Annotated in this window: 25 protein-coding genes and 1 tRNA gene; 10 read left to right on the top strand and 16 right to left on the bottom strand. The window is 38.0% G+C overall.

Features of this window, described 5'->3' with window-relative positions:
• The first annotated feature begins 131 nt into the window (after positions 1–131).
• Positions 132–1,007: a hypothetical protein gene (locus tag B9Y81_RS03775; RefSeq protein WP_245832390.1), complete on the top strand. Its 876-nt coding sequence runs from the start codon at positions 132–134 to the stop codon at positions 1,005–1,007.
• A gap of 76 nt (positions 1,008–1,083) precedes the next feature.
• Here B9Y81_RS03775 and B9Y81_RS03770 read toward each other — a convergent pair whose 3' ends face one another.
• Positions 1,084–2,625, bottom strand: coding sequence for an alpha-N-arabinofuranosidase (locus B9Y81_RS03770; protein WP_085535673.1), 1,542 nt, complete (start codon positions 2,623–2,625; stop codon positions 1,084–1,086).
• Between the two features lie 386 nt (positions 2,626–3,011).
• Between B9Y81_RS03770 and B9Y81_RS03765 the strand changes: the two genes are divergently transcribed.
• From B9Y81_RS03765 to B9Y81_RS03745, 5 genes are all read left to right on the top strand, one after another.
• Positions 3,012–3,317, top strand: coding sequence for a winged helix-turn-helix domain-containing protein (locus B9Y81_RS03765; protein ID WP_085535672.1), 306 nt, complete (start codon positions 3,012–3,014; stop codon positions 3,315–3,317).
• On the top strand, positions 3,317–4,717 hold the full coding sequence (locus B9Y81_RS03760; protein ID WP_085535671.1) for a sulfatase-like hydrolase/transferase: 1,401 nt from the start codon (positions 3,317–3,319) through the stop codon (positions 4,715–4,717). Before B9Y81_RS03765 ends, B9Y81_RS03760 begins: the two co-directional genes overlap by 1 nt.
• Positions 4,718–4,883: 166 nt before the next feature.
• Positions 4,884–5,780 carry an alpha/beta fold hydrolase gene (locus tag B9Y81_RS03755; protein ID WP_217809493.1) on the top strand — a complete coding sequence of 299 codons (897 nt, stop codon included), beginning with the start codon at positions 4,884–4,886 and terminating at the stop codon, positions 5,778–5,780.
• 81 nt (positions 5,781–5,861) lie between these two features.
• The gene (locus tag B9Y81_RS03750) at positions 5,862–6,290 is read left to right on the top strand and encodes an SRPBCC family protein (protein WP_085535670.1); all 429 of its coding nucleotides are present in this window, start codon (positions 5,862–5,864) and stop codon (positions 6,288–6,290) included.
• Positions 6,291–6,333: 43 nt separating this feature from the next.
• Positions 6,334–6,693, top strand: a complete 360-nt coding sequence (locus B9Y81_RS03745; protein WP_217809492.1) for an iron chaperone — start codon at positions 6,334–6,336, stop codon at positions 6,691–6,693.
• Between the two features lie 468 nt (positions 6,694–7,161).
• Here B9Y81_RS03745 and B9Y81_RS03740 read toward each other — a convergent pair whose 3' ends face one another.
• Together B9Y81_RS03740 and B9Y81_RS03735 are read right to left on the bottom strand one after the other, a co-directional pair.
• Positions 7,162–7,950: a nucleotidyl transferase AbiEii/AbiGii toxin family protein gene (locus tag B9Y81_RS03740; RefSeq protein WP_085535669.1), complete on the bottom strand. Its 789-nt coding sequence runs from the start codon at positions 7,948–7,950 to the stop codon at positions 7,162–7,164.
• On the bottom strand, positions 7,947–8,564 hold the full coding sequence (locus B9Y81_RS03735) for a type IV toxin-antitoxin system AbiEi family antitoxin domain-containing protein (RefSeq protein WP_085535668.1): 618 nt from the start codon (positions 8,562–8,564) through the stop codon (positions 7,947–7,949). The genes B9Y81_RS03740 and B9Y81_RS03735 overlap by 4 nt, the downstream gene beginning before the upstream one ends.
• Positions 8,565–8,836: 272 nt before the next feature.
• Here B9Y81_RS03735 and B9Y81_RS03730 point away from each other — a divergent pair, with 272 nt between their 5' ends.
• Positions 8,837–9,331 (top strand): hypothetical protein, encoded by a 495-nt coding sequence (locus tag B9Y81_RS03730; protein ID WP_217809491.1) that lies wholly within the window; start codon positions 8,837–8,839, stop codon positions 9,329–9,331.
• 7 nt (positions 9,332–9,338) lie between these two features.
• Complete coding sequence (locus B9Y81_RS03725) at positions 9,339–10,205, top strand: ComEC/Rec2 family competence protein (RefSeq protein ID WP_085535667.1); 867 nt, start codon at positions 9,339–9,341, stop codon at positions 10,203–10,205.
• Here B9Y81_RS03725 and B9Y81_RS03720 read toward each other — a convergent pair.
• The 9 genes from B9Y81_RS03720 to B9Y81_RS03680 all read right to left on the bottom strand — a co-directional run bounded on the left by B9Y81_RS03720 (position 10,192) and on the right by B9Y81_RS03680 (position 19,829).
• A complete protein-coding gene (locus B9Y81_RS03720) occupies positions 10,192–12,411 on the bottom strand; it encodes a ThiF family adenylyltransferase (protein WP_085535666.1) in 2,220 nt (739 codons plus the stop codon). The genes B9Y81_RS03725 and B9Y81_RS03720 overlap by 14 nt on opposite strands.
• Positions 12,412–12,414: 3 nt before the next feature.
• A complete protein-coding gene (locus B9Y81_RS03715; RefSeq protein WP_085535665.1) occupies positions 12,415–13,563 on the bottom strand; it encodes a ComEC/Rec2 family competence protein in 1,149 nt (382 codons plus the stop codon).
• 303 nt (positions 13,564–13,866) lie between these two features.
• The gene (locus B9Y81_RS03710; RefSeq protein ID WP_085535664.1) at positions 13,867–14,826 is read right to left on the bottom strand and encodes a DUF5712 family protein; all 960 of its coding nucleotides are present in this window, start codon (positions 14,824–14,826) and stop codon (positions 13,867–13,869) included.
• Between the two features lie 2 nt (positions 14,827–14,828).
• On the bottom strand, positions 14,829–15,416 hold the full coding sequence (locus B9Y81_RS03705; RefSeq protein WP_085535663.1) for a BfmA/BtgA family mobilization protein: 588 nt from the start codon (positions 15,414–15,416) through the stop codon (positions 14,829–14,831).
• A 265-nt stretch (positions 15,417–15,681) separates the two neighbouring features.
• On the bottom strand, positions 15,682–16,023 hold the full coding sequence (locus B9Y81_RS03700; protein ID WP_085535662.1) for a helix-turn-helix domain-containing protein: 342 nt from the start codon (positions 16,021–16,023) through the stop codon (positions 15,682–15,684).
• A 164-nt stretch (positions 16,024–16,187) separates the two neighbouring features.
• A complete protein-coding gene (locus B9Y81_RS03695) occupies positions 16,188–16,814 on the bottom strand; it encodes a hypothetical protein (RefSeq protein WP_085535661.1) in 627 nt (208 codons plus the stop codon).
• Positions 16,815–17,027: 213 nt separating this feature from the next.
• Positions 17,028–17,897: a nucleotidyltransferase domain-containing protein gene (locus tag B9Y81_RS03690; protein WP_085535660.1), complete on the bottom strand. Its 870-nt coding sequence runs from the start codon at positions 17,895–17,897 to the stop codon at positions 17,028–17,030.
• 333 nt (positions 17,898–18,230) lie between these two features.
• Positions 18,231–19,028 (bottom strand): aminoglycoside nucleotidyltransferase ANT(9), encoded by a 798-nt coding sequence (ant(9), locus tag B9Y81_RS03685; protein ID WP_085535659.1) that lies wholly within the window; start codon positions 19,026–19,028, stop codon positions 18,231–18,233.
• Positions 19,029–19,055: 27 nt separating this feature from the next.
• On the bottom strand, positions 19,056–19,829 hold the full coding sequence (locus B9Y81_RS03680; RefSeq protein WP_085535658.1) for a nucleoside phosphorylase: 774 nt from the start codon (positions 19,827–19,829) through the stop codon (positions 19,056–19,058).
• Positions 19,830–20,018: 189 nt separating this feature from the next.
• Between B9Y81_RS03680 and B9Y81_RS03675 the strand changes: the two genes are divergently transcribed.
• Together B9Y81_RS03675 and B9Y81_RS03670 are read left to right on the top strand one after the other, a co-directional pair.
• Positions 20,019–20,306, top strand: a complete 288-nt coding sequence (locus tag B9Y81_RS03675; protein WP_085535657.1) for a MerR family transcriptional regulator — start codon at positions 20,019–20,021, stop codon at positions 20,304–20,306.
• Positions 20,307–20,310: 4 nt separating this feature from the next.
• The gene (locus B9Y81_RS03670) at positions 20,311–20,607 is read left to right on the top strand and encodes a helix-turn-helix domain-containing protein (protein ID WP_085535656.1); all 297 of its coding nucleotides are present in this window, start codon (positions 20,311–20,313) and stop codon (positions 20,605–20,607) included.
• Here the strand turns inward: B9Y81_RS03670 and B9Y81_RS03665 are convergent.
• From B9Y81_RS03665 to B9Y81_RS03650, 4 genes are all read right to left on the bottom strand, one after another.
• A complete protein-coding gene (locus B9Y81_RS03665) occupies positions 20,602–21,813 on the bottom strand; it encodes a site-specific integrase (protein WP_085535655.1) in 1,212 nt (403 codons plus the stop codon). The two genes, B9Y81_RS03670 and B9Y81_RS03665, sit on opposite strands and share 6 nt — an antisense overlap.
• A gap of 239 nt (positions 21,814–22,052) precedes the next feature.
• A tRNA-Phe gene (locus B9Y81_RS03660) sits at positions 22,053–22,125 on the bottom strand.
• Positions 22,126–22,213: 88 nt separating this feature from the next.
• A complete protein-coding gene (locus tag B9Y81_RS03655; RefSeq protein ID WP_085535654.1) occupies positions 22,214–23,767 on the bottom strand; it encodes a carboxypeptidase-like regulatory domain-containing protein in 1,554 nt (517 codons plus the stop codon).
• A gap of 16 nt (positions 23,768–23,783) precedes the next feature.
• Positions 23,784–24,641, bottom strand: coding sequence for a FecR family protein (locus B9Y81_RS03650; RefSeq protein ID WP_085535653.1), 858 nt, complete (start codon positions 24,639–24,641; stop codon positions 23,784–23,786).

The following is a 24,641-nucleotide window of genomic DNA, read 5'->3' as shown; positions in this document are numbered from 1 at the left end:
AACAGTCTTTATTTCATGCTGTAAACAAGAAGATTCTTCCATCAAACGTTATTTGCATTCTCTTGTACGGGTTTGTTATCTTTTTTTGCTCTTTTGTTTTAGTTTTGTAAATAAATACTGAATGAAAGATCATGGAACGTTTTGAAAAATCATTTTTGGTTGTATTGGTGTTAGTGGTGGTGTCGGCGTGTAATAAACCGACTGCTGCAATGGTTGAAATAACGGATGGTGAAGAGGCTTCTGTGGCTGTTTTGGTTGATACGCCTCAGATTGCTGTTCCTCCTGCGGAATTAAAGCTCGATCCCTTTTATAAAAAGTATATGAATGTAAACGGAATTCATGTGGCCAGTTCATGGCGTGTGCCCGATTCTTGTTTTTATGCTGCTTATATCACGATAAAGGCTATGACGGATGCCTTGAATAATGAGGTGATGGATACGTTGATTGCCAAAAATACGCGTATTGGTATTATGGCGCGCTATGAAGGAACAACGGATATTCCCGAACATGCTTTTCTTGTTAATGACACTACCTTGAACTGGGATGTGCGTGCGCGTGGCTTGGGTGGGTCAAGAAATAACCCTTTCTCTACTTGCGCTGAAGAAAATATTCTTGCTTATCAGATTGATAAATATCATGCGGAAGATATTTTGATTCATGAATTTGCTCATACTATTCATGGTGCAGGTATTTTGGCTGTCGATCCGAATTTTAATAATGAATTGCAGGCCTCTTTGGATGCGGCGTTAGCCAAAGGACGTTGGAAAAATGTTTATGCCGCGACAAATGTAGCGGAATATTGGGCGGAAGGAGTCCAAAACTGGTTTAATGTTAATGCCGAAGTGGATTATGATGACGGAGACGGGAAGCATAATAAAATTAATACCCGTGAAGAAATGAAACGCTATGATCCGGGGTTATATGCTATCATCGCTCGCTTTTTTCCTGAAGTAAAAGAACAGGTGAGTCGTCATAAAAAGGTGAATATGTATGATTGGAAAGAATAATCCGGATTAAATGTACAGGGGTGTGGCAAACGCTTGGTTTTGGCACACCCCCGTATGGTTTATTGAGATAAGATTGTTATTGAATCTCAAGTTGTACGATTGATCCTGCCGGCAAACTGACTGATAATTGTCCTCCGTTTACTTTTGCTCCGTTGAATTCTTTTACGGTAACCGCGTTTGGTGTTTCAAAAGTATTGTAGTTGCTTACTTTGGAAGAGGATAGGATTTTTCCGGATACTTTTTTCGCATTTACTCCATTTAATACACCTGCTATAGATTGCGCTTTGTTCGGATCTATATTGACTAAGGTTATATTTATTTTGCCCTCTGCATTGCGTGACGCGGAAACACTGATGGCATCCATTTCGCCTCCTTGATATTTAATCTTGTTCGCGTTAAACTTAACCGGAATCAACGTCGCATCCTGATGGTTTTTATATAAGTAATATACCCAGTATGTAGGGGTAAGCACTATTTTCTCATCCTTAGTCAGGATAACGGCCTGAAGAACATTGATGGTTTGCGCGATATTCGCCATTTTTACACGGTCGCAGTGGTTGTTGAACATGTTTAACGTCAGACCGGCTACAATGGCATCCCGCATGGTGTTTTGTTGAAATAAGAATCCCGGATTAGTTCCCGGCTCTACATCAAACCATGTTCCCCATTCGTCCGGAATAAGGGCTATTCTCTTTTGAGGATCGTATTTGTCCATGATGGTAGAATGTTTTGCCACGAGTTCTCCCATGTGGAATGCTTTCCCGATAGTTGTGAAATATTCTTGTTCGTCAAATTGAGTGGCCGATCCCTTTTTACTCCATGTGCCCGGAACAGTATAATAATGTAAAGATAACCCCTGCATCTGACCGCCTACTTTCTTCATCAACGTTTCTGTCCAGTAATAATCATCAACGTTTGGTCCGCCCGCTATCTTATACAAGCGATTATCTCCGTAGTTACGGCAGTATGTAGCATACCTGCGGTATAAGTCCGAATAATAATCGGCATTCATGTTGCCGCCACATCCCCAGTTTTCATTTCCTACTCCCCAGAATTTTACTTTCCATGGTTTTTCCCTACCGTTTTTCTTGCGTAGATTAGCCATCGGACTCTCACCGTCGAACGTGATGTATTCTACCCATTTAGACATTTCTTCAACCGAACCGCTGCCCACATTACCACAGATATAAGGTTCGCAACTAAGCTGTTCGCAAAGATCGAGAAACTCATGTGTTCCGAAGGAGTTATCCTCAACAACACCTCCCCAGTGAGTGTTAACCATTTTAGGACGTTCGCTTCTGGGACCAATTCCATCCATCCAGTGGTACTCATCGGCAAAGCAGCCTCCCGGCCAACGAAGATTAGGAATGCTGATGTCTTTCAGTGCCTTAACAACATCATTCCGAATACCGCGCGTGTTTGGGATTGGAGAATCCTCACCAACCCAGAAGCCACCATAAATACAATGACCGAGATGTTCGGAAAAATGACCGTAAATGTGTTTGCTGATTGTTTGGTCTCCCTGATCTACATTAAAATACACTTTGTTTTCTTGTGCATGCAGTGCAGACAACATGCCCAAGGTGGCCGTTAAAGCCAAAATCATTTTTACTCTCATAATAATAAATTTAAGTGTGGTTGAAACATTTTTCCAAATATAATTAAATTCTGAATAAGAAAAATAAATGCCTCATTATATTTTTGTCAGTATTACACTTAAAGTAAAAAAACACCCATAATTTACCCTCTCAAAAACACATTACTATATTTCAAAAAACATAAAGGATATTTTTCGAAAAATAAAGGATATATTTTTAAAAATAACCTTTATGTTTTTCGGCATCCATAATTGTCTGAAAATCAAAGCATTCTGATCTCGGATAAAAACAGTGATTTTCAACGATACATATACCTATATAAATGAAAGAATTGTTTACCGTTTCTTTGTAAATATCCGACATTTTGTCGAGATTTGTTTTTTATAGCTGACTTAATGGCGCAAATATGATCGACAAGAATTTGAGCAAAGAAATAGAGGAATATAAGAAATCGAATCTATTCGATCCGCTAAATTCCGAAATTGACCCTCAAGGTGACCCTCAAGGTGACCCTCAAGGTGACCCCCAAGGAAAAACGATGGAACAAATTATACTCGAAGTCATTCGCACTAACAATAAAGTCACAAGAGAAGAATTGGCTGAAATCACCAATAGTAGCGTAAGTACCATTAAACGCAGGCTTAAAATGATGGCGGATAAAGTGGTTTATGTGGGTAGTGGATATAGTGGGCATTGGAAGATAAAGGAATAATGCAAAGTGAAATTGAAAATATAAGAGCTTGTTGCCAAAGATGTTTACGTTTTACTGATGCTCATGCCGTAGCTTCGACAAGTACGCCTTCTCGTTATTCCCTTTTTACGGGACATTATAGCTGGCGACGAAACGACACCGGTATTGCAACCGGAGACGCCGGCATGGTGATCAGACCGGAACAAACAACGATTGCGGATATTTTTAAAGCAGCCGGATATTCGACAGGGGCGATTGGTAAATGGCATTTAGGTTTAGGTGATAAGACCGGTACACAAGACTGGAACGGTTTTGTAACTCCCGGACCGCAAGATCTGGGTTTCGATTATTCTTATTTGATGGCAGCAACCGGTGATCGGGTTCCCTGTGTGTGGATGGAAAATCAACGGGTAGCTAATTATGATCCTTCGGCACCGATTTCGGTTAGTTACGATAAGGCCTTCCCGGGCGAACCTTTGGGTAAGGATCATCCGGAAATGCTGACAAAGTTAAAACCATCCCTTAATCATGGACATGATATGGCAATTGTGAATGGTATTTCGCGTATCGGCTATATGAAAGGTGGGGGAGATGCACTATGGGAAGATGAAAATATAGCCGACACCATTGCAGTAAAAGCTGTTCAGTTTATCGAACATCATAAAAATGAACCATTTTTCCTTTATGTAGGCACGAATGATATCCATGTGCCCCGCTATCCGCATGAACGTTTCAGAGATAAAAGTGGAATGGGGTATAGGGGCGACGCTATCTTGCAGTTTGATTGGACAGTCGGTGAAATATTGAGCACTTTAGAAAAAGCCGGTATTCTGGAAAACACGATGATCGTTATAACAAGCGACAACGGACCGGTTGTAGATGATGGCTATGCAGATCGGGCAGTTGAACTGCTGGGTGATCATCGTCCGTGGGGAACTCTCCGGGGAGGAAAATACAGCAATTTTGAAGCCGGTACTCGTGTGCCGTTTATCGTACATTGGCCTATAGAAATAAAACCGGGAGTTTCGGATGCCTTGTTCTCGCATATAGATTTATTTGGTTCGATGGAAAAATTGACCGGTCAGGATATGGGGCAGGAAGCCGGAATCGACAGTAATGATTATTTGGCTTCTCTTACAGGTAAAGACAACAATGGGCGTGAATACATAATAGAATCATCCGGCGCGCTATCAATTAGTGACGGCGAATGGAAATACATAACACCGAATCATGGTCCTGCATTCAATCGCTTAACAAATACCGAATTAGGTAATTCGCAAGAAGACCAACTATATAATCTTCGTGAAGATATAGGCGAAAAGCAAAATATTGCAAAACAGCACCCTGAAAAAGTTGACGCATTAAGAAAAATAATAGAGCAGGAAAAACAAAAAGGTTTCCGTGAAAAGCAAAACAAATAAAACAAATGGAAGTCAAAGTATTTATTGAAAATTTCAGAGAGGCATTTGGTGTTGCCGGAGAATTTATCGGGAAAATGAAATAACAGAGTATTATTTTTTACAAAACTTTCCGTATTATAAAATTGTTTTATGAACTGACAGTCAATGCTTTAATGGAGAGTTTGGTGTGAAAAAAATAATAATATTGAGTATTTATTTTTCTTTGTTATTGATAGCATATGATGGAAAGAAAGATACTGTGACTGATAATAAACAAGCAGCAACAGACAGTCTGCGTTTTAAAAACGGATACGCTGACGTGAACGGCATCAAAATGTATTATGAAATCTATGGAGAAGGTTTTCCCTTAGTGCTTATCCACGGTGGAGGATCAACCATCCAATCCTCTTTTGGGCGAATTATTCCATATCTTGCCAAACATAGACAACTAATAGCTGTGGAATTACAAGCACATGGTAGAACGGCAGACCGAAATGCAGATTTATCATTTGAACAAGATGCAGCTGATGTAGTTATACTATTAAATAACCTCAATATTTCAAAAGCGGATATTTTCGGATTCAGTAATGGAGGGCAAACTGCAATCGAAATAGGCATTCATTATCCTGATATAGTTAACAAATTGATTATAGCTTCGGCATTTCACAAGCGGAATGCTATTTCTCCAGAATTTTGGGAAGGATTTAACCATGTATTACTGAAGGATATGCCGCAAGTATTACAAAAGGCACAATTGGATGTAAATGGGAATGATACAGTAGCATTGCAAAACTCCTTTAATAAAGACGTTAAAAGAATGAAGGCTTTTAAAGGATGGACAGACGAGCAATTAAAATCAATAAAAGCACCAGCGTTGATTATTAGTGCCGACAAGGATGCAAGCAGTCCTGAAAGCACAGTAGAAATGTATCGCCTGATTCCACATAGCAGACTTGCCTTTTTTCCGGGAATACACGGTGCATATATAATTGCGGAAGAATCTATTTCGAGTGAAGATGATAAATCAACAAGACCTCTCGCTACAGAAGTGATTGAACGATTTCTCGATGAGCCTTATCCGTAAATTGAGAATCTATGGTAAACACAACAATTCTTTTTTTGTTTTTAGTTGAAATACTTTAGTATCATTTTAAAGCATCACTTTATGAAAAATATTCCTATTATAATAGAAAAGGTTTATCACGTATCTTTATTGAAGGTATGGAAGGCGATAACCGATAAAAATCAGATGAAAGAATGGTATTTTGATATCGAGGACTTTGAACTCAAAGTAGGTGCGGAATTTAACTTCACAGTATCTTCAGGAGATACTATCTATTATCACCGTTGTATAATAAAAGAAATAGTCCCCATGAAAAGGTTCAAACACACATGGACGCATCCTACCCAAAGTAGAGGTGAATCGGTCGTTACCTGGGATTTGGAATCGGTAGACCGTGGCACTAAAGTAACACTTACGCATATAGGAGTGGAACACTTTGCTGATGGAGGAGCTAACTTTTCCCGCGAAAACTATGTGTCGGGTTGGGAAGAAATATTGGGAATATCCTTAAGGGATTTCCTGTCAAAGTAATTCAATTACAAATAAAAACAACTATGGTTTGATATGTATACAAATGGGAAAAAATGAAATGACAGAGATAGATAAATATATTCAAAATTTCCCCGATGAAGTTCAGGAAATTTTAGTAAAAATAAGAGAGCTGATTAAGAAACTTGCTCCCGAAGCGGAAGAGCAAATGGCTTATGGTATGCCCGGTTATAAGACAAATAAAAAGCCGCTGATTTATTTCGGAGCATACAAAAACCATATCGGCTTATATGCAACACCGGAGGCACATGCTGAATTTAAAGATGAATTGTCAGGTTATAAACAAGGCAAGGGATCTGTGCAGTTTCCGCTCAACCACCCAATACCCTATGAATTGATTGAGAGGATCATCAAATTCAAACTGGCAGAAAACAATAAAAAATGAGCGGAGTATACGAACTCCCCAAGCTGTCAACCGGATTTGCTGGATGATCCCATTTTCGAGGGGTTGCCCTAAAAACAAAAATCCCTGAAAGTAATTTACCTTCAGGGATTTTTATGTTTTTAAAAGTGGTGCCACCAGAAAGTGAACGCTTCACGTATCACCATTGATAATCACCGACTTATCTTTTCTTTCATCGGAAAATCCACACGATTTAGCACACGATTATTTCTCATCGTTTTGCCCGTGATTTAACACGATTGTTAGTGCAAAGGTAGGAAAGAATATTGAATCAACTTATTGTTTGGCTGAAAAATTGGAATAATTAATCTTTTTATTTCTATTATGCAGCAAAAATAGTGTATAACGGAAATAGAATGGGAATTTTTATGGCGGTAAAATTTACGGCTGTTTAATTTGCCTTTCCATTGTTCGAAACTGTCAGTTCCGAAACGCACATTTCTCATCGAACTATTCTGTAAGCGAATCTATAAATTCCCCAAACCTCAAAATCTTCTCGCTATTCGCTTTATTGAAAAGCAGATGTTCAAAATCCTTTTGCTTCTTCTTCAAATCAACTGTCTTCAGTAGTTCGGCTGTTGCCTGTTTGAACTCCTGCAAATTATGTACTCCACAGCGTTTTGAAAGAAAATCGTAATCGGGTTTGGACTGTGCTAATAAAAACATCAGGTCATAGAAATCACGTCCTTTAGCACGGGCTAACATGGCGGCAATTTTCATGCTGCACAATACGCCATCGGCAGGAACGGGAAACGGGAAAAAGAATCCGCACCCTTTGATATTTGTGATAACAGGAGGATAAACGATTCCTTGGTCTTGGCTCTCAACCTTTATCAAGAAGCGTTCCTCCTTATGTCCACTCAATCCCAAATCGAATAGCAGTTCAGGGAAATGGATATTGCGCCGGAAGGCTGTTAGCTTCGGATTTTCTTTATCTTTTGCTTCCACCCTCAACCCTGAACGCTCCAAAAACTGGATTACGCCGTTTGTCATTTCAATAAACTCGTCTTTCAACAGGTTTTTGCAGTCGAAATCCAAGTCTTCGGAGAACCGGTCTATCCCTTTTACCAAACGCAGATTTGTTCCGCCGATAAAAGCCATTTTTTGGATGCATGGCGTAGAAGAAAGGTAATCCAGAATCATCAACTGCAAATACTCTTTTAGTATGTGCTTATCGAAACCCGAATTCCCACGGATTTGAGCCGGAAAATAATTTCTTATCTGTTCAATCTGTATCATAAATCGTAAGTTTTAAGAAGTAGCTTTACCCGATGGTCAAGAGCCTTGCTTTGAAACTTGGCGCAGTACTCCATCAGTAAATCCTTGTTTAAATCATCTTGCAGGTAATCTTCATCCAAACGCAACTCTTCCAATTCCTGCTCGCTACCATAGAACGGATAAAGATACAGCAAATCAAGCAATGCCTTTTCGGGTGTGGCAAACTGTATGGTGCGGTTGTCTGCCATTGGCTTCAAATCGTACCCGAACATTAGGTTCTCCTTGACATTCTTATAAGAGTATTCGCCAAAGTCATTGGCGAATGATGCTGTTTTTAGCGAAGTCACACTGGTAATCTGCACCACCGCTTCCGGTATCATCCCGTAGAACGACAAAGCCGTGTGCAGGCTGATATAGGACGGACGGTAAATCCGGTTGGCGAAATAAAGGGAATAATCCGGCTTGCTCTTATATTCCGAAAAAGCAAAATAGCCCTGTCGTAACCGGATAAGATACCCTTTCTTCACCCAACGGGTGAGGTTATTCCGGTCAAAATCGGGTTGCCATGCATATACCTGATGGATATTGAAGCATGCCAAATCGAATAGCTGATTCTTAAATTCCAGAAAGGTCATTTCTTTATTTTGTTTCTATTATGCTGCAAATATAGTGCATTTTAGAAATAAAACAAAATATTAGGGTTGTTTTGAGATACCCTTGTTCTGTCGATAGGACAAAAATAGGCTGTTTTTGTTTTGTCGATAAAACGGAAAGGGCTTTGCTTAAGAAGTGACATATTTTGAAGAATGTCATTTTATGGCAAACTATTAATGTAGCTAAAGGACAAATAGTTAAAAAAATACTATCTTTGCACTTTATAACAGTTTGATTTAGAGTAAAAAACATTATGATAAAAGCATTATCAGAGAAAATATCATCTTACAACTTGTTCAACAACTTATTACCAGGCATTCTATTTGTGTTTGTTGTAACAGAACTTACAAATTTCAATTTAATATTAGAAAACAATTTCATAGGAGCTTTCTTTTACTATTTTGTCGGAATGATAATTAGTCGTTTAAGTTCTTTAATTATTGAACCTTTTTTGAAATGGGTAAAGTTTGTGAAGTATGCCGAATACAAGGACTATCTTATTGCTTGCGAAAGGGATAATAAGATAGATTTATTATCCGAGGGAAATAATATGTATCGAACATTTATTGCTTTGTTCGTTGCTGTTTCATTGACTGTTGCCTATGATAAAATTGCTATTCGGTTTTCTATCCCTATAGAAACCACTTCTATTGGGGTTATTATAGGATTATTAATCTTATTTTTGTTTTCATATAGGAAACAGACAGCCTTTATTAGAAAGAGGGTAGAAAAGCAAATACATAAATAATTGAAATATGGTTGAAATAATTATTTGGGATGTACAACATGGAAGTGCGGCATATGTCAAATCCCCCAATGGCAGACATATTATTGTAGATACTGGTTTGGGTTCATACGAAAATAGTGATAAAACTTTTAGCCCACTTTACCATTTATGGAAAACCTATAATGTAAAGCAGATAGATTATGCTATACTGACACATCCGCACAAAGACCATATTGAAGATATCAATAACTTGATTGGACTAAGCCCAAAAGTGCTTAGGAGACCTAAGCATTTAACAAGAAACGATATTATTACAACCCAAACAGCTAAAACGGATATTCCGTTATATGAAAAATATATTGAATTTAGCAACAAATACACAAGCAGTGTTTCAGGGACAACGAATGACCCAACAAATTCTGAAAATTTTGGAGGACTAAAAATTCAAACTTTCTCTACACCGAATTGTGCCACATGCAATTTAAACAATCAAAGCATTATTTCAGTGTTCTCATTTGCCAACTCAAAAATAGTAATTGCAGGTGACAATGAAAGCCCTTCATATAATGAATTGCTTAAAGACGTTAATTTCAAAAATGCCATAAAAGATGCTGATATTTTAGTTGCATCTCATCACGGAAGGGCATCCGGCTATCATGATGAATTTGTCAAACTCGTAAAACCTAAACTTACTATTATATCTGATAGTAGTAAAAAGGATACAAGCGTTGTTGCCGATTATGGCACTATTAGCAGTGGATGGACTGTCTTTAGCAGAAAAGATGGTTCTTCTATAAAGAGGAATACTTTATCCACATATAATGATGGACATATAGTCATTAAAATGGGGTACACCTCGGAGAATAAGCCATTTCTAAATATCAAAAAGAAATAGTAAAACCACAGTTATTATCTCCCAAAATCCCCATTATCGTAGGATAGCCTTGTCGTAGTAGTTTGTCCGCCAGATAAGCAAATAATTTTTTATCAAGTTCACTTGGATTTGTAGAGCATCCTTTGGGATGAGAATGCCATTCACCTAAGTATTGTATTTGATTATCTGTTATTGTTCGATATTTATTATATTCTTCAAGGACTCCTTCTATTCCACGTTCGAAAGAGGATGTGGTTTCATCACTGTCCTCTGGTGCTGCAATGGTATCATATATATAAATGATTTTTCGTTCCATATCAATAGAGCCGAGTAACACACCTCCTGTTTCTTTAGGAAGTTTTTGTGTTCTTAAAGAACGCATCTCATCTAATAATTGATTATTCAAATATATTTTCCATTCATTAGAATAGACCTTTTCCCATTTTGTTGGTGCTGTTGTATACTGTTGAATCGTACAGTCACTATCATTAATTCTCCAAACCGCAATCGAGGCATCACGATGTTCTACAATTTTTCTAATTGATTTTGCACAGATTGAAGAAAGCATTGAAATGTCCGTTTGATTTATCCGACTGCTTATTTCTCTACAACTGTTTCTATTTAGCCGAATCTTAAAATCATCATTAAAAATCAAGTGGTCATGCAAATTCTCATTTTTGTATAAAAAGCGATAATATTCCATTTCAAGAAAGTCCAGCCTATGCCTTCGCTTTTCATCTTCTGCCAATATTACTAAATCTTTTCCTGTCGGATTTAGAAAAGCAGAAATTCTTCGTGTGCTTATCTTATCAGCATAGTCCCTCGCAAGCAAACGGCCTACTGCAATAGAGGTTGAAATATCTATTATAGCCTTAGATTCCTTCAAAAAAGAAATCACATTCTCATCGCTATGCACTTTAATAAAATCAGACTTAATGGGTGTGCAAAATTCCTCGCCAACTAAGAAATTCAACTGTTCGGCTAACTTTTCGACTTTACTAAAGCCTATAGAGTCTCTACCAAGTGCGTGTCTCGCTAAATTATGAGGAAGAAGCAAATCATGGTCTATTATATTCCATTCACCATATCCCGTTCGAGCATATAGTGAAAGAACCTGAGAGCCCAATGCTCCAACCCCTATCAGAGTAAATTTATCCTTATTAGGAATTTCATTATTGTAAATTGCCGCAGTTAGTCTATTAAAATCAATCATTGTTGTATAGGTCTCAATTCCTATTTTTTCAATAATTTCTTTGGTAAAATGTTTGCCTAACAATGGAACTATACTCTTTTTATCAAGGGTTTCTTCCCATACATTACTTTCCATAGCAATTTCCCGAACCGTTTTCTTTGTTACGAAAAATAATTCTTCCGTTCTTTCAGGTTCAATATCTTTAGAGTATCGTTTAACAGGTATACCACAACAAATTGCGACTTTCTTTTGAAGTAATTCTTTTTCTTCTAAAAAGAACTGGGCAAGATTATTAAAGCAATTTGATAATGCTGTAGACAGGTCGATTCCTTTAATGAAAATAAAATCTGCTAAATCTTTTATCACTTGCGGTTCCCGCCTTATGAATCCACTAACTTGTTCATCTGCATGAAATCCAAAACAGAAATAAGCACTATCAGCATTTTTTTCTTTTTGTATGCGAAATAAGTTGGAATTGGGAGCAACGGGAGTAATGTAGAAATTATTAACGTCAATATTATCCTTATTACTTGGCACAATTATTCCACCTTTAGATACGAAAAATGGTTCCAATGGTTGGTCAATTGCATGTAATTTATCTTGGGATGTCAGTGTCAGCCATTGTCGAATGCTTTCAATAAATTCGAAGGGGTTAAATCTATGTTTTACTTCTTGAAATAATTGCTCTGTTACACATAAACACACAGGATAGTCCTCTATGCGTAAATTCGTATGCGGCAATCCTAACTGAAAATTATTACGCAAAGCATATACTTCGGGAAAAGAATCATCTTCCGGATGACATATTATTGCAATATCTTCTTGCTCTTCAACGCCGTTAAGTGGATTCTGATAGACTTCGATATCTAACGTTACAAGAATGACTTCTGCCCCATCAATTCGCTTTACAAATACAGGATTAAGTATGTAAGCCGGATTATTCAAAGCAGCAAGGGCTATTGATTTAGCCCTTGCAACATCCAATTCGTTGACATCAACGATACTTCCTTGTATTTCTTTATATGAATATTTCATTCTTCAATTTCGGCCTGCTCGTGGAGTTGAACTTGTCATAATACCCACAGACGCGGCAATAGCGGATTTTTCCAGTTTGAAGCCATTGTCATCTATCGTATAAATCAATGGTTCCGGCGCTTTCTCATCTTTGTTTATAGCCGTGTTTTTAAATTTTGAATCTCCAACTTTCCTTATGTATTCTTCTTTTGCGGAATGATGAGGGGGATTCGGCTTCTTGTTTTCTATTTTCTTCGATGAAGCAATAACATTGGCTCCTGCATTTTTATAATCTAAAAATTCTAACGAATAATCTTTAGGTTCAGTGTTGTTTTCATATGGCCTATCGTTAAAAAAAGACCAAGAACAGTGGTGAGGGGCTAAAAACAAGTCCCATTCCAGTTTATCTTTATTATTGTTCTTTTTTGATTTTTCAAGAATCTGCTCGAATACATAATGGTCTGCATCTCCTGCAATTATAATTCTGGATTTTATATCCCCGTTTTTCTGTGTGCGCAATTGCATTTGAACAACAATACTTGCAGCATTTTCATCTTCGTCGGCTTTACTTCTTATAAGGTCACTCTTGAAAGGGGCATGAATGAACATAGATAGGTAATCATTTGTTTTTCCATTAAATGTACTAACTGTGTTTCCCGGAACATAATGTAACCCATCGACAGTTGTATCGTCCTCGTTATAACCTATAATATGCAGCCGATTTCCATATTTTGAGCTTTCCGCTGAATTATCTTCAAATAATTTCTTTCGACGTTTTGCCTCACGTCGTATAGCTCCACCATCACAACATAAATCGTTTGAAAACACTCTTTGTGTTACCCATAATTCGCCTATAATAATTTCCTCATTTTTACGATTCGTATCTGTATAATCATCAGGGGAGCCACAATAGAAATTTTTCTCAAAACCAAGACAGTGGTCATTATGAGGGTGGCTATTGATAAATAAGTCTACATAAGGATTGTTCTTAGAATCTTTATTGAGTTCTTTTATTAAATCCTTTTTCACATCATAGGTGGTTACTCCATCAGTGTTTTCTTCACAATCTTTCATTTGACAATCAACGATAACGGTAGTTTTATCGTCCAATTTCAGTAATACGTTATCCCCATTGTCAACAGGATAAAATTTAATTTTGTGTGATACAGCCATACTAATTGTTATTTTTGAGTAATTTACTCAATAAGTGTGCCATTGCTTGATAAATGACAAATTGTCATATTTCATAAGTTTATATGCCAAACACTTATGTATTAAGCAAGAAAGACAAATTTGTTTGCGGATTTTTTTGAAAAATAGACTTTAAGAGTTCGTTAACCTGCCAAAAGTTATTCTCGGACAATCGGTTATTCTCGTGGGGCTTCCGCCCTTCAAAACGGGCAGGGAAGCCATGAGCGGGAAATAACCGAAGTTGGACGGGAAATAACTTTTGGCACAATATAAGTCTGAACTTTATCAACTTAATCTTGGTCTTCGTTTCTTCTTTTTCTTGGGTTTCGGTGGTTGTTGCTCATCCACCGGATTGACATCCGTAGCCGATGGAAGTATAGAAAACAAAGAAGATAAGCCGCTTTCACTTGTTTGATGTTGTACTATTGTACTGATTTGCTGTTGTATTGAAGTATCTGAAAACGTTTTTATATTTTTATTTGTTTGCGTTTTTATATTTTCATCTGTTTGTACATCTACAATCTTTTTCTTTTCGCCAGCAAAATCTTGTTCGGGGGCTTTCAATTCCCGTTCCTGCATCTGTAATTTATCCGTGACCGTGCCGTTTTTCATGGTGTTGCAGTACTCGAACGTTTCGGATAGCTGCCGATGGTAGCCGAATAGATTATCAAAACCCTTTTCTACGTTCTCAAATAAGGTTGTACGGTCGAATCCGCCTGTAATAATGCCTTTCTTGGTGTTTCGGTGGTTGGTTAGCGGGCTTATCTTGACTTTGTTCGATTGGTCTTTACGGCTTACAATCAAATGGCAGTGCATGTTCAGATTATTGTCGGAACGGTCACGGTTGAAATGTATTTTGCCGTAAAACTTAATATCCTCTGCCGATAATCCTTTGTTGAAATTCTTGGCATATTCGGGAATAAACACTTCACGGATATACCGTTTCATGGCTTCGGCTTGCTCCTGCTCCGTGTTTCCCATCGCTTGTAGTTCTTTTTCGGATGGGCTGACGTGTATAGCATAGAATTTTGCATCGGTTTTTAAGAGTTGACCGATATTCCCGTCGATGTCTTTTACAACTTGGGATTTATATACATTATCATCCGTTAGGTTGAAAAATCCTTCTGTATAGATTCCCTGCTCCATCCGCTGCAAATCTTCATGCTCGCAATAATTGGCTAACTGTCGGCTACTGCCTGCATTGTTATACACTCCGTTGGATGGTGGCGGAAAATCTATGTTCATGCTTAATTCTCGTTTATCAGATTCGTTATTTCCGCTTTCAGATTCTCTTTGCGTTTGCCGTCCATCACTCCGCAAGCTGCCAACTCCGCATAAAGGCTAATCAACTTCAAAAGTTTAGCATTGTCCTTTTTCTGGATTTCTTTTAATGCGCCGATGTGTTTACCTTGACTGTTTATCACGTCGGCATGTTCACTGAATTTGTCGCTGATTCTTTGCAGCACGGCATTGTATTTCTCTTGGTTCTTCTCCAATTGGGAAAGAACAAGCGTTTCCAATGCCTTCACTATTCCATCGAAGCGGACGGCTATCGAGTTGGTTGCCCGTATCATCGGGTTTAGTTCTTTTTCCTCGTAGTTCCGAATGAAACGGATAATATCATCCTGCCGTTTGTTGATTTTGGAAAGTTCGGCTTTGACCGATTCAGGGGCGTCGGCGGGATTGATATTTGCCTTGTCGATATACCGAAAAGCCAGTTTCACTACTTCCGCTTTTTTCAGCGAATAGCGTTTGCATATCTTTTCTACTAACCCACCTGTTTCCTTGTCTATGGAAACGGTGGTGAATATGGTTTTCCTGCTGTTATTTTGCATGAGTAATTACAATTTTATAGAAATTCGTTCATTTAATTACCTGATAATAAGCAATAAACTAAAATTGATTATTATAGGTGTTATTACAGCGGTTTAAGTTAAACCGCTAAAGCCGAAGGCTTTGCCCCGCAGGGCAAGAGGGAAGAACAGGACTTGTCCAGTTCCCTCTTGCTGAATTTAGCGAAACAAACAGAGCCGTGAGGCGAGGTTGTTCCTGCTAAATGCGGAGCCATAGCACAAGGCGGCTAACCGAATATAGCCTTCGTTATTCCGCTTCGGATTGCTCTTTCGGTGGATTATCCTTTTCAAACTTCTGAATGGTTCGATAATCGCAATGTTCGTTTACGAAAGAACGAACATCATCCGCCCGATAGTAGATTTTCTGCCCGTATCGCAGGAAAGGTAAAACGCCGTTGCTCCGGTGGCGTTGGAGGGTGCGTTTACTGCATCTAAGCATGAAACACAAGTCCTGATTGTCGAGCAACTTTTCGTCCTTGTCGAAAACTTCGTTGGTGTTGACGAGTGATTTCAGGTCTTTGCCTATATCGTTCAATTTTTTGGATAGCCGTTCCATCCATTTTTCAAAATCATCATTGTTGATGTACATATTGCTTCGTTTTTGAGATTAATACTAATTTTCTCAATGCATTGATGAAGCAAAATTCGGCAGAACGGTGAAAATAAAATCGGGGAATAGACTATCTACTCCCCGAGAATTAATTTGTAAAATGCTGAAATTTAGATAATTACTTCAGCCTAAATTCACAAAGATTATGGGTAATAACCTTGTTCTCTGCTTTCTTGCACAATAGCAGCAGTCATCTGACTTAAGAATCCCGTACGTTTATTAGGCTGACGCTTGATAACTTCCCCTCGCTTTTTATAAATATCTGCAAATTTAAAGTTGAAAAGGAACTCAAAACCGTTTGTCAATTGACTGAACGAAATGCTTTGCCCGTCCATAGTTGTGATTCCTTTTGTATAGTAATATCCGCAAATATTCTCCATCACATCAACATGGTTGATTATATCGGGATTTAAAAACAAAGGAGATTTCCATACTGCACCTGCTTTAATAAAGTATTTCGGATATTTCATCTGATAATGGATTAAATCTAATTCTTTACCAACAAAAGATATGACCTTCTCGGCATATAAAACTTTCAGTGCATCCCGTTTTTCCCGACATGCAAGTTCTGATGCCTTAATCATATCAAACTCTAAAGAAACTAAATTAAGTGTCCGGATTCGGTCTACATTATCATTTTCAGAATCCAAATATGATATTAACCTTTCAACAAATTCTTCATAAGCAGTCTCAAGTTCGGAAGCCGTATTGCTAATAGCAACCTCATTGGATAATATTTTAAACAAATTAGTTTGAGAAACACGCCACATGATATTCAATTATTAAAATGATAAACTACAAACCAACATGAAATGGTGATTTGCTCGATTTATTAAAATTTGATAACTGAAATTCTGTATCATAAATTAGGGCACCATAAATTTGAGCTGGAAATAGAATCCGGCTTACCCTAAATTATATGTACAGAAAGCGTTAGCTCATAAACTAAACAATTTGGTTACTACAAGAATTGACGTATCACCCTATTTTTCGTATAGTTGATATAGTGAATGATACGAACCGGATAGATTTACAACTTCTTCGAATAGCTTTTTAATTTCCACAACATTACTTGAAGGATGAGTTTTACTAACACATAATATGTTGTCAATTCTACTCATTAAGCTATTAGGCTTTATAGTAGCCTTTTCCAATCTATCGATAGCGCGTTTATCCCCGAGAGGATATATTTCATTTATAGCGAATAATGCCATCGTCAAATCTTTTATAGCTCTCGTCAGACAGCCGGTCAAATTATATATATCGTTTTTTTGAGCAAAACTATCTGCGTGCCAAATGGTAAATTCGGCAGACCATAAAGATTGGCTTATGACAGATTGCTTTAATTTCCGAGGATATTTCCTGATGGAATCCTTTAATTTCCGGACAATATTATCAGGGTCATATAGAGGGACACAAATTTCTACTTCTGCCAAACAAAAGATGCTTGAGAAACCATAAGGCGGTTGTTGTTCATAACAATTCTCCCATTCTCCGCGTTTAGCCTTCTCGATTATATCTGCTACTTGATTAATATTCCTATATAAAAAATCAACTTTTCCTTGTGAGGTTGATATCCATGCGCCGCCATTGACAAATGGCCCCCATTGGTAGAAATCGGTTACTGTCGGATTTTCTATTGCATACTTTTGGGCTACACGTTCTATCTCTTTAATATCAAAAGGCTTATCCCTTTCATAATAAATTCCGATATCCAAGTCGGAAGCAATAGTAGCCATTTTTTCAGCATACGACCCCCCTAAGACAATCGCCGAAACATTGCGAATGTCTTTCAAATCCTCAATAATAGTATCTAATAATAGCTGTTTGCTACTAGTCAAATTCGAATACATAAAAAAATAAATTAACGATTAAAACAAAACTGATTATTCTGAACGGTAAATCAGAAAATAATAGAATATCAGTTCGCAAAAAGAGAATTGCGAACACTCACTGATATTGTATGGGTAGGTACTACTTAGACATTGTATTACTATTATTTTGCAAAAGTATAAAAAATATGATATTAGATAGATTCTTTCACTGAAAGTTTAATCGCCCCTCAACAAAACAACACCCTTTCAGGTATTATTGATGCTCTTTTTATGAAATCAACACCCGAAAGGGTATAATCTTAGAGAATAGACTATAGCGTTGATTAGCGTCTTCGATAGCTACTCAATAAGTCAGGCATTGTCCGTGTTATTAAGCAAATTTTCAATGGACTTGTTCATGAAGGAAATAAGTGAAGTTGTTTCAGCTTCTAAATCGTTCCAATAATCATCGCATTCACCTAAATAGGCTTTTCGAGCTGTCTCAAGTAATGTAGCAAGATTTTTTGGAAGTTTGGGAATTACCCATTCTGCTGCCTTATCTTTTGGGCAAATCTCACCTGTAGAAAGTGTAAACCACATTCTGGCTAACGTTAAAAGCACATTGCGTTCATCTCCTTTAACTCCGGCAATTAATTCAGGGAGAGAACAGCCAATCGCTTTTTGGACGTCCGCCATCAGTATTGGCTCAATTATTTTTGTCACTTCCAGTCCTTTTAAAGATAAGCTATATTTTCTTGCTTGCCACAAGAGAATTGCTACATCAGGATTATGACTTGCCTGAGGAATTTCTCCTGCCTCCATTTGCTCTCTTAGCCATTCTCCATACATGTATTCGCACTTGGGTGGGAATTGCCACGGAACAACATCATTTTGATTAATTATAGTGACTTCAAGCGGTCTTTTGTTTTTGCATCCAATCTTTCCGGATACAAGCATTAATCGCTTAGTCAACTCGTTTCTCGTTGTTTTCGATAAGCCCTGATTGCTAATGACTAAAATGTCTATATCGCTATTTATGTTCAGACCGCCATGTATAGCTGAACCATATAGATAGATTCCTATCAATTGATTTCCTAATAATCCTTCAATTACTTCCTGTGCCTGAATTGCTTGATTCGGCACGTTTTCAAGATTTATATTATTTCTCATGTAAATTCTCTCCTTAATGTTGATTTTTTAATCATCTTTCATCACAACAACTGCATCTAATGCCAGTTGCAAGGCTACAGACATACTTTCTTTTCCCCAGTTTCTCTCCTGATAAGCAGTTGTATCTGCAAGGGTATCTGCTGTAAACAGTATTATTGCCCAAGTGACACCCCGAAACTCGGCACAGGCAGCTAAACCGGAACATTCCATTTCCACGACCTGACATCCTTCTTCTATGCGGTAACGTATCATTTCTTTCGTTTCCCGATAAAAACCATCTGTAGTCCATGTTTTTACTTCCACAAAAGCCAATCCGGCCTGATTCAAAGCTGTTTCTACAGCCTGTATTCCTTTTTGGGATATTTCAATCTCTCTGGAAGGTGGTAGGTAATGATAAGAAATACCCTCATCCCTTAATGCTGACACCGGAACCAGAAATTCATTTTCAGGAATATCCACCAATGTACCACAGGAACCCGTAGAAATAATCTGTGTTACTCCTCTGTCAATGAGATATTCTAAAAGCTGAACCGCTGCTGGCGCTCCTAAAGGCGCCTGACAAAGACAAACTTTTTCGTTTTTATACTCACATTCATAAATGGGGTACACTTTGGTTATAGTCTCAAATTCATCAATCAGGTTACCTTGATGTGTCTGCACGTAGTGTTCTATTTCATCCAATAAAAAAGCGAATACCGCTTTTTTCGGTAATGGCGAAAGCTCCTTTCTATTGGGGCGAATTATGGCTTCCCGTACAGTATCATACTCCAAAATAGGATATTTATGTTTTATCAATGTCATAATAATAAGTTTTAATTTGCAAATATACCCATAGTGCTTGATGCGGTTTTTATGCTTCTTGATAATTTTTATTTTGTGTAATAGTATTGAGCCAACTTCCTACACCCTCTACCACCGCCGGACAATTCTTTAAACCAGTCTGTTCAACTTCTATATTTGTTGGCAAAACGAATAAATACCGTCAACAATATGGATTTAATAGCAATAGAACGTGAATCTTTCGAGGCTTTCAGAAAGAAACTCCGGCAAATTATTTCATTGGTTCCGAAGCAACCTTCTTCCAATATCCAACCTATAGAACAGGAATGGATAGAAGGGAAGGAACTTGCCGCATCCCTGAACATTACCCTTCGCCGTTTGCAATACCTTCGGGAAAGCGGCAAACTCTCTTTTTCTACACTCGGAAAGAAAACTTACTACCGGATTTCCGAAGTAAAATCTTTGTTGGAACAAAGTAGTATCAACGCTAAACAATAATCCGATGGAACTATATACCAATGATGATAACAGGAAACTTTTGCAAGCCTTAAACGATGTGTTGCCACATATCGAACAAGCCTTGAAAAACAACAAACCGCTATTCGATGGCGAACGCTACCTGACAAGCGAAGAGCTTTGTTCTACCCTGAAATTAAGTCGGCGCACGTTACAGGACTACCGCAACAACGGAATTTTACCGTTTATCCAGTTGCCGGGGAAAGTCCTGTTTCGTGAATCCGACATCAAAAAGATTTTGGAAGAACGTTTCCGACCCGCATACAATAACGATAGTCTATAACATGCTTTCCCTTACATTCTGCATATCCCTCAAAATGCTTTGGTCTAACACCTTTGCATACCGCTGTGTCATCCTTGTACTGGTATGTCCCAGCATTTTCGCTACGTTTTCCAACGACACATTATTAGCCAGTGTGACCACGGTCGAAAATGTGTATCGGCCGGTGTGAGTCGTCAGCTTCTTCTTAATTCCGCACACATCAGCCAGTTCTTTGAGGTAACTGTTCATCTTTTGATTCGATAAAACAGGCAATAATTTTCCGCTCTTCTTGCATAACGGATGCTCTTTGTACTTCTCTAAAATCTGAATAGGGATATCCAACAGCGGAACATTACACATAACATTAGTCTTTTGTCTCGCCTTGCGAATCCACAAGTTCCCCTGATTGTCTTCCACAATATGTTCAGCCTTTAGCTCCGACAGGTCGATGAACGCCAACCCGCTATAACACTGGAACAGGAAAGCATCACGTACTAATTCCATACGTGGAATTTCAAACGTCTTTTTCCAAAGCACATTCAATTCTTCTTTTGTCAAAAAGTCCTTATGCACTTCCGGTTCATGGAAACGGATATTGGAGAACGGATTCTTATTCATCCAATCATTGGCAATCGCCAAATTAGTAATCTTCTTAACGGCTTTCATGTAGCGGATAAGCGTGTTCTCCTGCAAATCCTTTTCCGTTTTCAAAAAATGGATGTAGTCTTGAATGATGGCATAGGTAAGTTCTTTCAAGGGAATATCTTTCATGTGATACTTCTTCAAAGCCATTTCGCGGAAATACTTCAGGCAGGTATCGAAGCGGGAAACCGTTACTTTGGCGTAATCCTTTCCGATAAGTTCCCTGCACTTGTCGTTATGCTCCTGAAAAACCTCAAAGAATAACTTATGTTCATTGTCCAACCCTAAGAACTTCCGTTTGATTTCATACGGATTGATAAGTTTATCCTCTTGCTCCATCGTCCGATGAATATCGAACAAACGAAGTTTAACCGATTCCAGATAACGGTTAATCTCCAATGATGCGGCATCCTTGCCTGTACATCGTTCTTTCTTCTGATTCCATTGGGTAGGCTTTACCGTGCGTTTCAACTGGATTTCTGCCAACTGTCCCTGAATGGAAATTCTCAACATGATGGGTGTTTCTCCCGATTTCACTGTTCGTGTTTTCCTGATAAAGAAAAGCACATTAAATGTCTGTCTCATACTCTAAAAAATAATGGGTTAAAGATACTTCAACCGCGTAAAATGAAGAGCATATAACGATAAGACAACCAGCGACTTAAGTGGCTATTCGTGGACAATTTTTCGAGGACTAAAAAATGTACACGATTTAGTCCGGCGAAACTGCCTGATTTTGCTAAAAAAGTGGGATTTTGTAGAAAACAAAAATCCCTGAAACGTCTGTATTTCAGGGATTTTCCAATTTTGAAGTCTTTTAAAAGTGGTGCCACCAGGAATCGAACCGGGGACACAAGGATTTTCAGTCCTTTGCTCTACCAACTGAGCTATGGCACCTTGTTTGAACGGGTGCAAAGATAGATGTTTTTTTTTATACTCCAAATTTGATGGGAGGGAAATCAATGTTTTTTAGAGGTAAAGATGCTTAATTGTTTGTTTCTTCTATTTTTGAGGATATTTTTCGAATGGCTTCACTTAATTCGTTTTCGGGTATGATAATGTTGAATTCGCCCCAGAACTTGTTGTCGTATTCGAAGCGGGTTTCGGCAAATACGGTCCGGGTTGACAGGGTCTCTGATCGGGAGAAGCGGGATACGTCTTCTGTTTCGATTTTACAGGTAACCATTTCAAACCAGGTGTGTACATTTGTGGAGAAGGAAAGGAGCTTTTTCTTTTTTATTCGAAATTGCAGATCACCGCGAACGTGGTTTATGTAGTATTTGTTATTCCATTTTTTGTAGGATACTGTATATTTTATTTCTTGCGGAGTGATTTGCAGATTTTTGCTTTTCCGCTCCACAAACATATTTGTGGCTTTTTTTATGTGTTCCGGTTGGATTTTAAATTCAACTTTTAGCAGGGCTTTGTTGTCTTTGTCAATGTATATGTCTCCTTCGTAAAGGGGTTCTTTGAAACTTTCTTTTTGTTTAAAGCTAATTACATCAACAAAGTTATCATCAATTACTGTTATTGCTGAATGGGTATATATATAAGGGCTTTCTGCTTCGGCGCGGAGAAAATCAGGCAACTGTTTGATCAAATCTAACATCAGACAGGCATTTATGCCGGATTTAATTTTTGTAATGAGAGTGTCTTTTTCATGTACATTGCTTACTTTTCTCATTTTTAGTAGTTTTACCTGATCGAAAGATCGGCTGTGGAAAGGCGTTTTAACAACTTTGAATATGCCTTCGTTCAGACTGACCATTCCTTTTTTACGCTCGATACCTTCACGGTAGAAAGTGGTCAGGTAAACTGGTTCGTGCATGTAATTGTCTGTTCTTTTCTCTAACATCTCATTGATTACGGCCAATGGATTAATTGCGCGAACAATGATTTCTTGTAGTGATACGGGGTTAGACTCAAGGTAAAAAGTATTGTATTTATCTGCTAACATTTCGCATGGAATTTCCTGATGGAGATAGCCTAAATGTGAAATGTGTATTTTTGATTGTAATAAAGATTGTGGCAGTTTAAGTCTGAATTCTCCCTCTTGGTTGGTGATTGTTCCTATACCGGCTTGATTAATGCCCACGGAGGCATAAATTATAGGCTCTTCTGTTTCCTTGTCGTATAAGATTCCGGTTATTGTGAAATAATTTACATCGGGAGTTTCTGTCGTTTTGTCCGAATTTATTATTGTTTCTTTTTCCGGAGAATGAATCAGAATGTGATCGTCAATAATACGTAAGGTAAGGGCGGAATTGCCAGTAATTGTATAAATAGCTTCTCTTATGCTGTATTCGCCTTCATCTATAAAGGATTCTTGCTCGTTGTTGATAATATTACTGTCGTATACAAACAGTAGGTCGGTACGTTCGGTTATCAGGCTGAGAAGCTGGTATATTGTGCCTTTAGAGCGGGGTAGCGTAATTTTAGTGTCCAATAAGTCGTGTTTTTCTGTTGCCTGCAAAGGAATTACGATGCAAAGTAACAAACAGAAAGTCAAAATATGGCTATAAAAATTACGTGGTTTCATTTACGTAAAAGTTTAACTAATTCATTTCTGAAATCAGAATTACTTCGTTTCTTTCCTCATAAGTCAGGTCTAAAGCCAAGCAGATTAACTGCGCAACCTTTTCCGGAGAGTTGTTTGAAAAAGTAACCGTTAATGGGCGTTTGCTTAACTCCGGTGTTGTTTGCAATTTTGTGCTGTTTAGTTTCTTGTTTACTACGTGAAGGATATTTCCCAAAGGCTCGTCTTTAAACTGTATTTTTTGCGTATAAAGATTAAACAAATTTTCGTTTTCCGTAGGCGTAACTGATAGTTTGTCGGATAGCAAGCGTACTGTTTGTCCGGCTTCAACTATTTTCTCACTCCCTTTCTCTTTATGAATTACCTTTACTTTGCCATGTTTCACGGCTAATTCAAAAGTCGTGTTTGTATCATCCTTAATGTAAAAAGAAGTGCCCAATACCTCCACACGAACTTCCTTTGTGTCGATCAGGAAAGGTCGTTCTTTGTTTCCGCTGATTTCGAACAATGCATTTCCACTCAGGAAAACTTCACGTATGTTTTCCTCGAAATGCGATGGATAATTCAGTTGGGCGTCATCAGCAAGATAGACGATAGATCCATCCTCTAATGTAGTAACAAGTGTAACTGCTCCTTTTTTATTCTGTAAGGTCAGCAAGTTGTCTTTGTCTGCCTTGTCTTGATTTGTTGTAAAGATCAGCGTTGTTACTGAAATGCAGATAAGGGCGATAGCTGCTGCCCATTTAAGGTATGCCAAACGGAATAATTTTTCTACTTTCCGGTTTTTAGTTTCCGAAAGCAGACCATCTGTTTCCAATCGATCATACAACTGATTCCATGCTGCGTCTGTTTTACTATTGTTTTGAAGTTGTATCAT

Origin of the sequence: Massilibacteroides vaginae, from assembly GCF_900178525.1 — a bacterium.
Lineage (GTDB): Bacteria > Bacteroidota > Bacteroidia > Bacteroidales > Tannerellaceae > Massilibacteroides > Massilibacteroides vaginae.
This window is presented reverse-complemented; position numbering and strand designations above follow the sequence as displayed.